The 15,316-nt window shown below is 68.8% G+C and carries 11 protein-coding genes; 10 read left to right on the top strand and 1 reads right to left on the bottom strand.

Annotation, left to right across the window (positions count from 1 at the left end; all coding sequences use genetic code 11):
• Nucleotides 1–27 precede the first annotated feature (27 nt).
• From AB0M51_RS14845 to AB0M51_RS14870, 6 genes are all read left to right on the top strand, one after another.
• A complete protein-coding gene (locus AB0M51_RS14845) occupies nucleotides 28–2,700 on the top strand; it encodes an alkaline phosphatase family protein (RefSeq protein WP_344187130.1) in 2,673 nt (890 codons plus the stop codon).
• 47 nt (nucleotides 2,701–2,747) lie between these two features.
• On the top strand, nucleotides 2,748–3,404 hold the full coding sequence (locus AB0M51_RS14850) for a DNA/RNA non-specific endonuclease (protein ID WP_344187128.1): 657 nt from the start codon (nucleotides 2,748–2,750) through the stop codon (nucleotides 3,402–3,404).
• Nucleotides 3,401–3,784 carry an immunity protein YezG family protein gene (locus AB0M51_RS14855; RefSeq protein ID WP_344187126.1) on the top strand — a complete coding sequence of 128 codons (384 nt, stop codon included), beginning with the start codon at nucleotides 3,401–3,403 and terminating at the stop codon, nucleotides 3,782–3,784. The genes AB0M51_RS14850 and AB0M51_RS14855 overlap by 4 nt, the downstream gene beginning before the upstream one ends.
• Before the next feature lie 120 nt (nucleotides 3,785–3,904).
• Nucleotides 3,905–5,932 carry an AAA family ATPase gene (locus AB0M51_RS14860; RefSeq protein WP_344187124.1) on the top strand — a complete coding sequence of 676 codons (2,028 nt, stop codon included), beginning with the start codon at nucleotides 3,905–3,907 and terminating at the stop codon, nucleotides 5,930–5,932.
• 112 nt (nucleotides 5,933–6,044) lie between these two features.
• Nucleotides 6,045–7,316 carry a hypothetical protein gene (locus AB0M51_RS14865; RefSeq protein WP_344187122.1) on the top strand — a complete coding sequence of 424 codons (1,272 nt, stop codon included), beginning with the start codon at nucleotides 6,045–6,047 and terminating at the stop codon, nucleotides 7,314–7,316.
• A 38-nt stretch (nucleotides 7,317–7,354) separates the two neighbouring features.
• The gene (locus AB0M51_RS14870; RefSeq protein ID WP_344187120.1) at nucleotides 7,355–8,704 is read left to right on the top strand and encodes a glucose-6-phosphate dehydrogenase; all 1,350 of its coding nucleotides are present in this window, start codon (nucleotides 7,355–7,357) and stop codon (nucleotides 8,702–8,704) included.
• On the opposite strand, the gene AB0M51_RS14875 is transcribed toward AB0M51_RS14870, so the two are convergent.
• Entirely contained in the window at nucleotides 8,694–9,473 is a 780-nt protein-coding gene (locus AB0M51_RS14875; protein WP_344187118.1) for a class I SAM-dependent methyltransferase, read from the bottom strand. The two genes, AB0M51_RS14870 and AB0M51_RS14875, sit on opposite strands and share 11 nt — an antisense overlap.
• 112 nt (nucleotides 9,474–9,585) lie before the next feature.
• Between AB0M51_RS14875 and AB0M51_RS14880 the strand changes: the two genes are divergently transcribed.
• The 4 genes from AB0M51_RS14880 to AB0M51_RS14895 all read left to right on the top strand — a co-directional run.
• Nucleotides 9,586–11,172: a carboxylesterase family protein gene (locus AB0M51_RS14880; protein ID WP_344187116.1), complete on the top strand. Its 1,587-nt coding sequence runs from the start codon at nucleotides 9,586–9,588 to the stop codon at nucleotides 11,170–11,172.
• 20 nt (nucleotides 11,173–11,192) lie between these two features.
• Complete coding sequence (locus AB0M51_RS14885) at nucleotides 11,193–13,640, top strand: X2-like carbohydrate binding domain-containing protein (protein WP_344187114.1); 2,448 nt, start codon at nucleotides 11,193–11,195, stop codon at nucleotides 13,638–13,640.
• Between the two features lie 152 nt (nucleotides 13,641–13,792).
• Nucleotides 13,793–14,719, top strand: coding sequence for a GTP-binding protein LepA (locus AB0M51_RS14890; RefSeq protein ID WP_344187112.1), 927 nt, complete (start codon nucleotides 13,793–13,795; stop codon nucleotides 14,717–14,719).
• The coding region (locus AB0M51_RS14895; protein ID WP_363749469.1) for a helix-turn-helix domain-containing protein at nucleotides 14,716–15,316 on the top strand (601 nt) is incomplete at its 3' end. The genes AB0M51_RS14890 and AB0M51_RS14895, both read left to right, overlap by 4 nt.

Here is a 15,316-nt window from a genome sequence, read left to right on the forward strand (position 1 = left end):
AGGCCTCTTCGGCGCAAGGTACCACTGGTGACAGCTGGTGCCACGGCCTTCGCCGTCGCGCTGGCCGGCACCGCTGTCGCCTCGACCCGTCAGTTCGGCGAGGAACAGGTCGGCCAGGTCACCGACAAGGGCCAGGTCATCTCGTCGGACCAGTACATCAAACCGCTCGGCGACCGTCTCGTCCTCCAGAAGGGCAAGATCATGTCGTCCTCGGTCAGCCCGGACGGCAGCCATATGGCTGCCGGGGTGACCGACGGCGGGATGGCGATGGCCGTCGTCGACCTGAAGAACTGGAAGGTCCAGCAGTACATCGGTAACAACGCCGCCGCCGATCTGAAGATCCCCGGCAACGACATCGGCCAGGAAGGCCCGACGTACTCGCCGGACGGCAAGCAGGTCTGGCTGGGGCAAATTGACGGCTACCAGAAGTTCGACGTGAACGCCGACGGCTCGCTCGCGAACCCGAAGCTGGTGTCGATCCCCGCCGACGGCGACAAGCACTCGCTGGCGGCCGGGGCGGTCTTCTCGGCGGACAGTTCGACCGTGTACTCCGCGGTCAACGGGCAGAACCGCGTGGTCGCGATCGACACCGCGACCGGCGCGATCAAGCAGAGCTGGGCGACCGGCAACGCCCCACGCGGTCTCGTGATGGTCGGCGACAAGTTGTACGTGAGCAACGAGGGCGGCCGAACCGCCCAGGCCGGCGACTCGACGCTCGACTCGTACGGTACCGACGTCGTCGCCGACCAGAACGCGATCACGACCACCGGTACGGTCAGCGTGATCGACCTGAAGAACCCGGCCGCCGCGGTGGGCAGCATCCCGGTCGGTCTGCACCCGACCGCGGTCTACGCGAAGAACGGCGTCGTGTTCGTCACGAACGTCTCCAGCAACACGGTGTCGGTGATCAACACCCAGCAGGACAAGGTCACCCAGACCATCGCCACCCAGCCGTGGCCGGAGGCCTCCGTCGGGTACGAGCCGGACGCCGTCACGCTCACCGACGACGGGCACCTGCTGGTCTCGCTCGGCCGGGCGAACGCGGTCGCGGTCTACAGGTACAAGAACGCGCTGGAGCCGGTCAGCTACGTGGGTCTGCTGCCGACCGACTACTTCCCGGCCGAGCTCGCGCAGGTCGGCAAGGACATCGTGGTCTCGAACACCCGCGGCATCGACGCCCGCCGCGACACCGGCGTCGCCGGTCACAAGACGCACGACACGACGTCGAGCCTGACCAAGTTCCAGTTGCCGGACGACAAGACGATCCGTGACGACACGGCCAAGGTCTTCCAGCAGAACGGCTGGACGCCGAACTCGGCGCAGACCGGTACGAGCGGCGGGCACGCGACGCCGGTGCCGGTCCCGGTGAAGCTCGGTGACCCGTCGACGATCAAGCACGTGTTCCTGATCGTCAAGGAGAACCGGACCTACGACCAGGTGTACGGCGACATCCCGGAGGGCAACGGCGACCCGTCGCTGACGCAGTACGGCGAGAACGTCACGCCGAACCAGCACGCGCTGGCCAAGCAGTTCGGGCTGTACGACAACACCTACGACGTCGGCACGAACTCCGCCGAGGGTCACAACTGGATGATGCAGGCGGACAACCCGGAGTACACCGAGTCCTCCGCCGGTGAGTACAAGCGCAGCTACGACACCGAGAACGACCCGCTCGGCCACCAGAAGAGCGGCTTCCTCTGGAGCGGCGTCAAGGCGGCCGGCAAGTCCGTCAAGAACTACGGCGAGTTCCTGTCGATCGAGCAGAAGCCGGCCGGCGCGACCTGGCAGAACCTGTACTGCGACACCAAGACCATGCAGTCCACCGGTGCCGCGACGCAGTACCCGATCAAGACCGGTTCGACGATCCCGTCGCTGAACGCGGTCTCGGTCCAGGGCTTCCCGCAGTTCGACCTGAACGTCCCGGACATCTACAAGGCCGAGATCTGGAAGCAGGACTTTGAGAAGAACGGCCCGGCGAACCTGAACATGTTCTGGCTGTCCAACGACCACACCGGCGGCCCGAACAGCGGACCGGCCGGGGTGGCGGACAACGACCTCGCCGTCGGGCGGATCGTGGACGAGATCAGCCACAGCAAGTACTGGAAGGACTCGGCGATCTTCATCGCCGAGGACGACTCGCAGGCGGGCAGCGACCACGTCGACGGCCACCGGGCCCCGATCCAGATCATCAGCCCGTACGCCCTGCACGGCAAGGTGGACAGCCACTACTACACGCAGATCACGCTGATCCGGACGATCGAGCAGATCCTCGGGATGAAGCCGATGAACCAGAAGGACACCGCGGCCACCCCGATGTTCGGCGCCTTTACGGCGAAGCCGGACGTCACCCCGTTCACCGCGCTGCCGAACCGCACCTCGCTGACTGCGGGCCTGAAGGAGTTGCCGCCCTGCGGCGCGGACGTTCCCGCGACGCAGAACCCGGCGGCCGCTCCGGTGCCGTCGGCAACGGTCCCGGCCGACCAGCAGGCGGTCGCCTCCCAGTGGGACACCTGGAAGTCGCAGCAGATCTTCGCTGCGCCGACCGGGGCCAAGCCCGACACGGCCAGCCCGGTGCTGATGAACCACTTCGACTGGTACCAGGCGCACAACTGGTCGACGCCGTACCCCGGTGAGAACCAGATCTTCGCGCCGCAGAACGTTCCCGGCGCGGTGATCCCGGCCAACGAGAACGACGGCTGACACTCTCCGGTAACCACAAGTTAAGAACCGGCTTGTAGAAACACTGCATGCCACAGCGCACGCGGGCGTCGGCCCGGATCGAGCAACCCGCCGATCCGGCCGACGTCCGCGTCGTCGGTTACGGGCCGGACGACCAGCCGGTGGTGCCGGACAGGTACGCCGACCTGCCGGTGCACCAGGAGAAGTCCGGTCACGGCGACGACTGGAACCCGCGCCTGATGGACCCGGAGCCGTCGTCGGTGTACGTCGTCGACGACCGCTACCTCTACGTCACCGACGGGCACAGCCGGGTGACGCACGCCGAGGGCTGGCTCGGTTTCCTGCCCGCCAAGGACAACGAGGACCGCCGCAACCTCGACGCGCAGCGCGACGCCGGCAAACCCGACCGGCAGAAGTCCGACGACGGCGGGCATCTGTTCGGTACGTCGTTCGACGGGCCCGGCGAGTCGATCAACATCACCGCGCAGTCGCGGACGCAGAACCAGGCGGTGAAGGGCGTCACCGACAACTGGCGCCGGATGGAGGAGAGCTGGCAGGCGATGCGCGCCGCCGGCGTCCAGGTGCACGCCGCGATCGACGTGAAGCATCCGAACGGTACGACGCGCCGCCCGTCCAGCCGGACCGTAGTGTCGCGGCACGAGGGGAAGCGATCGCCCCGGAGTATCTTCAGGGAGACCAAACCCGCGTCCAAGGGAGCCGGATGAGTGAGATCGGTGTCATCGACACGATCGCCCGCGCGCTGATCGCGGAGCTACCGGCCGGGTGGCGTGAGGTGAGCGCGGTCTACCGGGCGACGTCGTCGTACGCCGAACTGGACGCGGACGTGGACGGGGCGCAGGTCGAGGTGCTGCCGGAGGGGCTCGAGGACCACTTCGAGGAGCTCCGGCGGGAGATGTACCGCCCGGGCAAGGGCACCTGGCTGACAGCTCAGCTGACCATCACCTCCACCGGCCACTTTTCCACCGACTTCGACTACGACAACAAGCCCGACTGGTCGATCCCGGTGGACGAACGCATCTACCAGGACGACCTGTCCGTGTTCCCCCGGGACATCGACAACACGCCGAGCTGGATGCGCGGTTAATTGGGTGGCATGCGCCGTCGTGCGCTGGTAACGTCCCCGATCTCTCTTTTCGGGATCGAATCGAACCGGATGGATCTGCTCCGGGGCGGGACCCAGCTCACGATTCGAGGCTCTTCACCGATGGTCGAACCTGAGTTAGCGACCGAACGCGCCTACCTGTCCGCCGCTCGCACCGCACTCCGCTCGATGTACGCCGAGGTCGTGGACCGCGAGGTCCAGATCATCGGCGGCGAGGACAACGACGAGCGCTTCACCAACGAGGCCAACCAGCGGGCCAAGGAGATGCGGACGCACGCGCTCCTGGACCTGCCCGACGTACCGCTGTTCTTCGGCCGGCTCGACTACGAGCACGGCACGATCGAAGGGCACGACCAGATCTACATCGGCCGCCGGCACGTGCACGACGGCACCGGCGTACCGCTGGTGATCGACTGGCGGGCACCGGTGTCGGTGCCGTTCTACCGCGCCACCCCGACCGACCGGCAGCGCGTCCTGATGCGCCGCCGGTACGGCTTCTCCGACCACGCGGACCTGACCGGCTTCGAGGACGAGTCGCTGACCGCGGTCGTCGAGACGGACCAGGCGGACGCGTTCCTGCGCGCCGAGATCGAGCGCCCGCGCACCGGCCCGATGCGCGACATCGTCGCCACCATCCAGCCCGAGCAGGACGACCTGGTCCGTGCTCCGCTGCACCCGAGCGTCTGTGTGCAGGGCGCGCCCGGCACCGGGAAGACCGCGGTCGGCCTGCACCGCGTCGCGTACCTGCTCTACACCGAGCGCGAGCGTCTCGGCCGCGGCGGTGTCGTGATCGTCGGGCCGAACAAGTCGTTCCTGTCCTACATCCGCAAGGTCCTGCCCGCGCTGGGTGAGGTCGACGTCCGGCAGATCACCATCGACGAGCTGCTGACGCGGCCCACCGCCGCGGCCGACGAGCCGGCCGCCGAGGCGCTGAAGGGCGACGCCCGGATGGCCGGCGTACTGCGCCGCGCGCTCTGGTCGTACGTCGGTACGCCGACCGAGGGAGTCCTGTACAGCAAGGGATCCCGGAGGTACCGCGTGCACGACTACGAGGTCGTCGACATCGTGTCGGACCTGCGCGAGTCGACCCGGTACGCACCCGGCCGGAACGCGCTCGCGCAGCGGATCGCGCACGTCGTGCTGGTCCGGATGGAGGAGCGGGCCGAGTCCCCGGATGACCGCGTGCAGAACGCGGTGGCCCGCTCGAAGCCGGTGAAGGAGGTGCTGGACGCGGTGTGGCCGCGCGTCGTACCCGAACAGATCCTGCACCGGCTCCTCTCCGACGCGGACTTCCTCGCCGCGGCGGCGCCGGACCTCACGGAGGATGAGCGTACGGCGCTGCTCTGGGCGAAGCCGGCCCGCTCGTGGAAGTCGGCGAAGTGGTCGTTCGCCGACACGGTGCTGCTCGACGAACTCGAGGACCTGATCGAGCGGCGGACCGGCTCCCTCGGCCACCTGGTGCTGGACGAGGCGCAGGACCTGTCCGCGATGCAGTTGCGGGCGCTCGGCCGCCGCTGCCGGACCGGGTCGGCGACCGTGCTCGGCGACCTTGCCCAGGCGACCACGGCGTGGGCCGCGGGGTCGTGGGACCTGGTGCTCGGGCATCTCGGCAAGGACGACGGCGTCGTCGCCGAGCTCGACCGCGGGTTCCGGGTGCCGGAGCAGATCATCAACTTCGCCGCGAAGCTGCTGCCCGCGATCGCGCCGACGCTCAGCACGCCGACCGGCGTCCGGACGGTCGCCGACGCCTTGAGCATCGTGCCGGCCGACGCCTCGTCGTACGCCGAGCAGGTGGTCGCCGAGTGCCGGACCGCCCTGGCCGGTGAGGGATCGGTGGCGCTGATCGCCGCGGACGACCAGATCGCCGTACTGCGGGACGCGCTGACCGCGGCCGGGCTGGAGGCCGCGCTGCTCGGCGAGACCGAGGACGAGATCGACACGGTCCGGCTCGTCTGCGTACCGGCCACGCTCGCCAAGGGCCTCGAGTTCGACACGGTCGTGGTGGCGGAGCCGGCGCACATCGTCGCCGCCGAACCGCGCGGCCTGCACCGGCTGTACGTCGTCCTCACCCGCGCGGTCAGCCGCCTGCAGATCGTCCACGCCGACCCGCTACCGGAAGCGCTCGCTTAGGTGGTGTCGGGTGACTCCCCGCCTACTGCGGGGCACTCGGCACGGCACCTCCTCGCTACGGCGCGGAGTCACCCGACACCACCTGAGCCTGGTCCGGCGCTATCGTCCTGGGATGAGCTTCTTGGTCGTCCTCGCGGTGGTCGCGGTCGTACTCGTCGTGGCCGGGGTGGTCTGGGGGATCGTCGCGCTGATCCGCCGGCAGGCGTACATCAAGTCGATCCGGGCGCGCGGCTGGAGCTTCGTGAACACCCCGACCTGGGAGTCGGTCGCGCGGCTCGGCAACCCGCCGTTCGGCCTCGGCTTCGACCGCAAGCCGGACGACCAGATCACCGGGGTGACCGCGGGCGGCCGCTCGTTCCAGGTGATCGAGTACAAGTCGTCGTACTGGTCGGGCTGGGTCGGCATGGTCACGCTGTCGCGACGGCTCCCGGAGCTGTGGATCACCGGCGGCGAGACCACCCCGCGGTACGGCGTCCTCGCGCAGGCCGTGCCGGCGCCGCCGCAGCTCGGACCCGGGTGGCAGGTCGGCACGACGGATCCGGCGTTCGCGCAGGAGGCGGTGACGCCGCAGCTGTGCCAGCAGTTGACCACGCTGGCCGCCGGGCAGACCGGGGTGAACCTGAGCATCGACGGCGACCAGATCGTGGTCCTCGATCCGCCGCGGAAGGACCTCGACCGGCTCGCGCCGTGGCTGGAACAGCTCGGCGCGATCGCGACGGCGATCGACAGCACGCCGCTCGACCACTGGATCCAGCCGGAGCCGGAGCAGCGGCTGAGGTTCTACCACCACCCGGACTGGTACTGGGTCGGCGTCGACGACAGCCTGTTGCAGGTCGCGCCGGTCCAGCGCGGCGGGTCCAACCACCGCACCGAGGACGTCGTCCGCGGCCGGGACGGCGACGGACCGCCGTTCGTCGCGTTCGAGCACCACTGGACGACGACCCGGACGGAGTCGTACACGGACAGCAACGGCAACACGCAGACCAGGACCGTCACCGAGCACCACTCCGAGCCGGTCCTCGGGTTCCAGTTGCCGGTCCGGATGCCGCCGCTGACGGTCGGCCGCAAGGGGCTGAGCCGGGGGATCGAGTTCGAGAGCGAGGCGTTCAACAAGCAGTTCGCGATCTTCGCGCAGGACCGGAAGTACGCGTACGACGTGATCCATCCGCGGCAGATGGAGTACCTGATGGCGGCCCAGGGCCGGCCGTTCCAGATCGAGCAGGACTGGGTCTGGTTCTCGCCGGGGGAGCACAGCCAGCCGGCGATCGCGCACTGCTCGGCGTACCTGCGCGGGTTCCTCGGGCGGGTGCCGCGTTTCGTCTGGCGCAACCTCGGGCTCGCGGACACGCCGTATCCGGCCCTGGACAGCTCGCCCGTCGGATAGCGGGAATGCGGTTGCCCTGAACGTGGTTGGATTCCACCGTGGTGAATCAACGAACCGTCCTCATTTTCGGCGCCAGCGGCGACCTGAGCTCGCGGCTGCTGCTGCCCGGACTCGGCAGTCTGCTCGCCGGTCCACGCGCCACGAGCGTGCGGATCATCGGGACCGGCCGATCGACACTGGCCGCGGACGAGTGGACAGCGCGGGTCCGGACGGCGTTCGGCCAGGACCTGAGCCCGGCCGCGGCCGAGACGCTGGCGACCACGCAGTACGTCGCCGGTGACCCGACGGATCCCGCGCACCTGCGGGCGTTGCTCGAGCTCGCGGGTCCGGCGCCGGTGCTGTACTTCTCGCTGCCGCCGGCCGTGACCACCGCGATCGTCGAGACGCTGCAGGGTATCGACCTGCCCGCGGGCACGGAGCTGGCGTTCGAGAAGCCGTTCGGGACCGACGCCGCGTCCGCCGCCGAGCTGAACAAGCTGGTCGGCACGCTCGTGCCCGAGGAGAACGTGCACCGCGTCGACCACTTCCTCGGCCGGACCGCGGTGCTGAACCTGATCGGGCTGCGGTTCGCGAACCGGCTGTTCGAGCCGGTCTGGAACGCCGAGCACATCGAGAGCGTCGAGATCGTGTACGACGAGACGCTCGGGCTCGAAGGCCGCGCGCAGTACTACGACAACGCCGGCGCGCTCGTCGACATGATCCAGAGCCACCTGCTGCTGGTGCTCGCGCTGCTCGCGATGGACGCTCCGGCGACGATGGACGCGGTGGAGGTGCGGAGCGAGATGGCCCGGGCGCTGCGCAGCACGCATCTGTACGGGTCGCCGCTGGAGGCGAGCCGACGGGCCCGGTACGCCGGGTACGCCGGGGAAGCAGGGGTCGACCCGTCACGGGAGACCGAGACCCTCGCCGAGCTGACCGTCGAGGTGGACACGAACCGCTGGGCCGGCGTGCCGATCACGCTGCGGTCCGGGAAGGCGCTCGGAGTCGCGCGCAAGGAGATCGTGGTCAAGTTCAAGCCGCTCCGGCACCTGCCGTCCGGGCTGCACGGCGGCCGCGACGGCGAGACGCTGCGGATCGGCCTGAACCCGGGGGAGCTGTCCCTGTCGGTGCCCGCGCTCGGTGTCGACGGGCCGTACACGATGGGTCAGGTCTTCCTCGACGCGACACTGCCGACTTCTCCGGTTCTCCCGTACGGCGAGGTCCTGAACGGCATCCTCCGGGGGGACCCGCTGCTGTCCGTCCGCGGCGACGTCGCCGAGCGCTGCTGGGAGATCGTCGAGCCGGTCCTCGACGCCTGGCGCACCGGCGAGGTCCCGCTGGAGGAGTACGACGCGGGCTCGAACGGCCCGACCCGCTGGGACAACGGGGCCGTGGCGGTTACGGCTTGACGGCCCGCGTGGCGAAGTAGCCAGGCATGTACCTGGCCGTGGCATCCGCATGGTGCGGAGCCTCGACGAAATGCGTCAGGGTGAAGCCTGCCGCGAGCTGACCGCCGATCTGCCCGGTGAGCGAGTGGCTGTACTCGATCGGCCCCGTCCCGTACGTGCGCTGCCGCTCGTCGTCGGGGAGGTCCAGGCTGCTGAACGGGAGTTGGTGCCGGACGATCAACTCCTCCCGCTCCTCCAACGCCGGGACATCGAAGATGAAGATGTCAGGGTTCAGGAATCCGGCCATCAGGATTCCGCCCGGGCGGAGCACGCGGAACGACTCCCGCCAGACCGGCTCGAGCTCAGGGCAGAACACGTTGGACACGGGGTTGAAGACGACATCGAAGCCGGCGTCCGGGAACACGCTCAGATCCCGCATGTCACCGAGCTCGGTCCGGAGGGGCAGTCCCTCGCGGGTGGCGACCTCCCGGTCGCGGTCCAGCTGCCGCGGCGAGTTGTCCAACACCGTCACGGTCGCGCCCGCTGCCGAGAGCACAGGCCCCTGCTGGCCTCCGCCGGAAGCCAGGCACAGTACGTCGGCGTCGGTCAGCGCGGACGGGAACCAGTCGCGCGGTACGGGCTCGTGGCCGATCAGGACGACCGACCAATCCCCGGCCCGTGCCTGGGCGATGACGTCCGGAGCGGCCGGCCGGGTCCACTCGTTGCTGTTCTCCACCTCGCGGTCCCAGGCGGCACGGTTGTAGGCCACGGGATCGATGTTCTCCGTCACAACGGGAAAGCCTAGTGCCAGGAACCAGTGATTTACCCTGGCGCGACGAGGGGTCCGTCGGCCCGAGAGTGAGTGCGACCGAACAATCACTCTCCAGCACGAGGTGCAACAGATGAGAACCGTCCTCTCCCGACGCTTGGGCGTCACCATCGCCGCGACCACCGCGACCCTGGCGGCCGCGGTAGGCGGGGCAGCCATCACACGCCCCGCCGACGCCGCCACCGCCTCCCCGCCTTCGCCGGTTGTTGCTGTCGGCAATGGGGTGCTTCAGGGACTGACCGTCGACGGGACGGCCGCCTTCCGGGGGATTCCGTATGCGGCGGCACCGACCGGAAACCTGCGGTGGCGTGCGCCGCAGCCCGCCGCGAACTGGCGCGGAGTGCGCGACGCGACGACGTACGCGCCGGGTTGCCCACAGGCTCCGGGGATCGCGCCGCCCGGGGCGTTGAGCGAGGACTGTTTGTACCTGAACGTCTCGACAGCCGCGCTGCACCCGGCCATCAAGCGGCCGGTGATCGTCTGGATCCACGGCGGCGGGCTGACCGCCGACAGCGGCTCGAACTACGACGGTACGAAGCTCGCGAAGGCGGGCGCGGTGGTCGTCACGATCAACTACCGGCTCGGCGCGCTCGGCTTCCTCGCGCACCCAGCGTTGGCGTCGTACCCCGGCGGAGCGACCGGCAACTACGGGCTGATGGACCAGCAGGCAGCCCTTCGCTGGGTGCAGCGGAACATCGGCCGGTTCGGTGGCGACCCGCACAACGTGACCATCGCCGGTGAGTCCGCAGGCGGTCTGTCGGTTCTTGCCCACGTCACCTCGCGGAGCTCGAAGGGCCTGTTCCAGAAGGCGATCGTCGAGAGCGGCGCCTTCGCCCTCGAGCAGGAATCGCAGGCCCGGGCAGAGGCGTCGGGCCAGGAGTTCGCCGCCAAGGTCGGCTGCGCGGACCAGTCGGCCGACTGCCTCCGCAAGGTCCCGGTCCAGACGCTCGTCGACAACCTCGGCAACCTGATCCCGGGCGCGGTCGACGGCGCCGTACTGAAGGAATCCATCGGCACCGCACTGGCAGCCGGTCGCTTCAACCACGTCCCGATCCTCAACGGCAGCAACCACGACGAGGAAGCCCTCTTCACCCTGGGCGGCCACGTGGTCAGCCGCGGCTACAACCTCCCGTACGCCACCCCGGTCACGCCGCAGAACTACGAGTCCAACATCGCCACCGCCCTGCGCATCACCCCGACCCAGGCCAAGGCGATCGCGGCCGACTACCCCCTGTCCGCCTACTCGTTACCGGACAAGGCGTTCGGCACCCTGATCGGCGATGCCACCTTCGCCTGTGGCGCCGAACAGGTCGACACCTGGACCAACGCCCACGCCTACGAGTTCAACGACGACACCGCGCCCTTCCTCTTCGCCCCGGCGGGCGCGATCTCGGTCGCCACCCACGGCTCCGAGATGTGGTACCTGTTCGACCTCCCGAACGCGCCGTTCCCGCAGCCGCTCAACGCACAGCAGAGCAAGCTGGCCGACACCATGCGCGCCGACTGGGTGACGTTCGCCGCCACCGGCAACCCTTGGCCCGCCTACGGGCGAAACCACACCACCAAGTCCTTCCAGCTTCCGTCCCCGACGATCTCGACGGACCTCGCCGAGCGGCATCACTGCACCACTTTCGCACAGAATCTTGACACGGTTAAGTAAATAGCCACAAGATCACCGCCATGACCAGATCCGTTCGGGGCAAGGCGTTACGAGTCGCGGTCGCAGGGCTCGCGGTCGCAGGGCTGCTGCCCGCAGGTTTCACCACCTCGACAGCAGCCCCTGCGCCGTCCGCCACGACCACCACAACCCAAGTGCTCTCCGGCCCGGCGGGGGACAAGGCCGCCAAGCCCTACATGGGCTGGAGCAGCTACAGCATGCAGGTTTTCAACCCGAACGGCGGCAGCTGGATCACCGCCGACCAGCTGATCAAGCAGTCCGACGCGATGCACGCGAAGCTGCAGCCGTACGGGTACAACTACATCAACATCGACGCCGGCTGGAACGACGGCATCGACGCGTACGGCCGGCCGACGCCGAGCAAGAAGCTGTTCCCGAACGGCCTGCAGGCAGTCTTCGACCACATCCACGCGAACGGCCAGAAGGTCGGGCTGTACGCGATCCCCGGCGTCAGCAAGGCCGTCATCGACGCCAAGCTGCCGATCTACGGCGCGCCCGGGTGCACGACCGCCGACCTGCCGGTGCAGCCGCTGCAGAAGGCGGACTACTGGGGCATCGGCTACCGCCTCGACTTCTCCAAGCCGTGCGCGCAGAAGTACGTCGACTCGATCGCCGACCTGTTCGGCTCCTGGGGCCTGGACTTCCTGAAGTTCGACAGCGTGACGCCGGGCTCCGGGATCAGCGACCTGTCGGTGGACGCGCGGGACGACGTCAAGGCGTGGTCGCAGGCGCTGAAGCGGCACAACATCTGGCTCGAGCTGTCCTGGGCGCTCGACATCAACTACGCCGACACCTGGAAGCAGTACGCCAACGGCTGGCGGATCGACTGGGACGTCGAGTGCTACTGCACGGGTACGGCGCTGACCGCCTGGCCTAACATCAACCGGCTGTTCCCGAAGCTCGCCGACTGGTGGCGGCACGCCGGACCTGGCGGCTGGAACGACCTCGACTCGCTCGACGTCGGCAACGGCTCGATGGACGGCCTGACCAAGGACGAACGGCGTACGGCGGCGACGTTGTGGGCGGTGTCCGCCGCGCCGATGTACATCGGCAACGACATGACCAACCTGGACTCGTACGGCCTCGGCCTGCTGACCAACCCCGAAGTGATCGCGGTCGACCAGGCCGGGCGGCCGGCCCATCCGGTGTCGACGAAGTCCAACCGGCAGGTGTGGTTCGCGCTGAACGCGGACAGCTCGTACACCGTTGCCGTGTTCAACCTCGGCCAGACCGACGCCGACATGACGGTGAACTTCGCGGACCTCGGCCTGAACGGCGCCGCGAAGGTTCGCGACCTGTGGGCCCGCAAGGATCTCGGCACGTACGCGTCGAGCTACACGGCGACCGGCGTACCGATCCACGGCGCGCGGCTGTTCAAGGTCACGCCGCAGAAGAACTCCACGATCAGCGTCAACGACGACGACCTCCGGGTGGCGTACGACGGGTCGTGGCAGCGGAACGGCAACTACGAGGTGCCTGCCGTCTCGCAGGCGCTGACCGTCGGCGTCACGGATTCGTCGTACGCCGCGAAGGCTCTCGACCTGCCGACCCGGACCGTCCAGGTCAACAACAACGATCCGGGCGTCGTCTACACCGGCAACTGGAACTACAGTTCCGGGCGCGGGCTCGGCGATTACCAGGACGACGTGCAGTGGACCGAGACGAACGGCGACTCGTTCTCGTACCAGTTCGTCGGTACCGGGGTGGACTACGTGACCGAGACGGATCCGGGGCAGGGGGACGTCGACATCTACATCGACGGTGAGCTCAAGCAGACCGTGAGTACGTACCTGGATCCGTCGCAGGGGCACAACAAACCGCAGCAGGTCGTCTACAGCGTCTCGGACCTGCCGAACGGGAGCCACACGATCCGGGGCGTGAAGAAGTCCGGCCAGTTCATGCTGCTGGACAAGTTGAACATCCGGCAGGAGAGCCTGCTGAACCCGGACACCGCGACGTTCGACAAGAACGCGCCGGCCGACGTGAACGTCACGCTCGGGCGGGACCCCGGTGAGCTGGACGGCATCGCGAACGCCGGCAAGGACCTCGCGCAGGGCACCGACTACACGGTCAACGGGAACGTCGTCACGATCAGCAAGGCGTATCTCGCGACGCTGCCGGTCGGGAACGCGTCGCTCGACGTACGGTTCCGCGGCGACTACCGCGACGATGTCCACGCGACCAAGGACAACGGAGCCGCGGTCAACTTCACCTTCACCGGAACCGGTGCCGAGTGGAGTACGGCGCTCGCACCGGACCAGGGCAACGCCGACGTGTACCTCGACGGCAAGCTGGTCCAGCGGGTCAACCTGCACAACGACGTACGGGTGACGAACCGGGTGGCGTTCTCCACGAGCGGTCTGAAGAACGGGGAGCACAGCCTGCGGATCGTGAAGGTCGACGGCGACATCCTTCGCAACGACACCATCCGCTACACGATCGCCCGATGACAGACCCCCCTCGCTCCGCCCCCGAGTGGAGCGAGGGGGACCCTGGTTGTTCCCTGAGTCACAGTCCTCTGACTGACTGATCAGTCAGTTACTTGTTAACCTTGCCCGGGGGATCGAGCGCGCATCCCTGACGACCGAGCGAGGTGCCGCCTATGTCTTTGAGTGACCTGACCATCCCGCGCCGCCGCGGCCGCCACCGGGAGGACTCCCGGCTGGCCGACCATGTGGACCGGCTCGGTGAGGAGCATCCGCCGATCCCGCTGGGCGGCGTCGACTACACGATGAACAAGCCCGAGCTGCTGGCCGAGCGGTTCGGCCCGGTGCTCGCGTACATGACCCGCGTCGAGCTCGAGGTCGAGCGGAACGTGCTGGAGCTGAACATCCTGCTCCCCGACCCGCCAGAGGTGGACCGGCACTTCTACGCGGACGTGTGGATGCCGCAGGAGACCCGGCACGGGCAGATCCTCGACAAGCTGCAGGACCTGCTCGGCGTCGAGCCGCACGAGGCGAACCTCGACGAGGTCTCGTTCAGCCTCAAGTTCCTCGGCGCCCTCGGTAAGGTGCCGGGCGTCCAGGACATCAGCCGGATGCTCTACTACCTGACCGGCCTCGCCACCGAGCGTTCCGCCGTACTCGCCTACAACAAGCTGCACACCGGGCTGGCAGAGCTCGGCGAGCGGGCCATCGCCGCCACGGTGATCGCGCCGATCCGCCGGCAGGAGCCCGGCCACTTCGCCTACTACCAGATGGCGGCCCAGCAGTTGTGGGACCAGCTGTCGGGTTGGCAGAAATGGCTGACGCGCGGGCTGCGGAAGCGTACGTTCGAAGTAGTGGGTGCCTACAACAAGCTTCAGGTCACCCAGTTCGGGGACGTGATGGACAAGTTGAGGTTGAGCGAGGGCGGCGAGGCGCAGCTCCGGAAGTACGCACAGCAGGTCGGGCGGGCCGAACACGAGCTGCTGTGGGCACATCGCCGGGGTCTCCGTGTCCCCGACTACGTGTTCAAGTCCCTCAAGCGGGCCGCCGTGCTCGCTGCCGAGCGCAAAGGTGAGGTCTGGCCCGCACCGCAACCCTCATGACCGCACCCGCGCACCACTCCAGCACGCGATCGACCAAACGGCAGGTCATCATCGAGACCGCCGAGCGGCTGTTCGCGGAGCACGGGTACGACGCGACGTCGACGGCCAGGATCGCGACCGAGGCCGGCGTACCGTCCGGGCTGGTGTTCTACCACTTCGCGACCAAGCTCGACCTGTTGCTGGCGGTGGTGCAGGAGCGGCCGGCGCCCAGTGATGTACTGCGGTCCGCGGCGCGCGGGCGGACCGTGCGCCGGAGGTTGCGGGCGATCGTCGCGACGATCGCCGCCGAGCTGGAGAACGACCGCGCGGCCCGGATCATCGTGTTCCGCGAGGCGCAGGGCCGGCCGGAGATCGCCTCGCGGGCGAGTGAGATGTTCGCGGAGGCGACCGCGACGGTGGCCGACCTGCTGGCCGGTGCCGACGACGTGGTCGCGGACCGGGCCCGGGTCCAGGCGGCGGCCGAGCTGGTGGTCAGCCGGGTGTTCCTGGACACCGTCGCGCTGGGGCAGGTGGAGACCGCGACCAAGCGGCACGCGGCGATGATCGACCTGATCGCGGAGTCGCTCACCTGCGGCGTGCGCGTCCCGGGCGGACGCG

Origin of the sequence: Kribbella sp. NPDC051137, from assembly GCF_040682535.1 — a bacterium.
Classification (GTDB): Bacteria; Actinomycetota; Actinomycetes; order Propionibacteriales; family Kribbellaceae; genus Kribbella; species Kribbella karoonensis.

Bases quoted from the DNA above. Each gene is read 5' to 3' on its own strand.
- AB0M51_RS14850 (WP_344187128.1), top strand. From the start codon at position 2,748: ATGCCACAGCGCACGCGGGCGTCGGCCCGGATCGAGCAACCCGCCGAT.
- AB0M51_RS14855 (WP_344187126.1), top strand. From the start codon at position 3,401: ATGAGTGAGATCGGTGTCATCGACACGATCGCCCGCGCGCTGATCGCG.
- AB0M51_RS14860 (WP_344187124.1), top strand. From the start codon at position 3,905: ATGGTCGAACCTGAGTTAGCGACCGAACGCGCCTACCTGTCCGCCGCT.
- AB0M51_RS14865 (WP_344187122.1), top strand. From the start codon at position 6,045: ATGAGCTTCTTGGTCGTCCTCGCGGTGGTCGCGGTCGTACTCGTCGTG.
- AB0M51_RS14880 (WP_344187116.1), top strand. From the start codon at position 9,586: ATGAGAACCGTCCTCTCCCGACGCTTGGGCGTCACCATCGCCGCGACC.
- AB0M51_RS14885 (WP_344187114.1), top strand. From the start codon at position 11,193: ATGACCAGATCCGTTCGGGGCAAGGCGTTACGAGTCGCGGTCGCAGGG.
- AB0M51_RS14890 (WP_344187112.1), top strand. From the start codon at position 13,793: ATGTCTTTGAGTGACCTGACCATCCCGCGCCGCCGCGGCCGCCACCGG.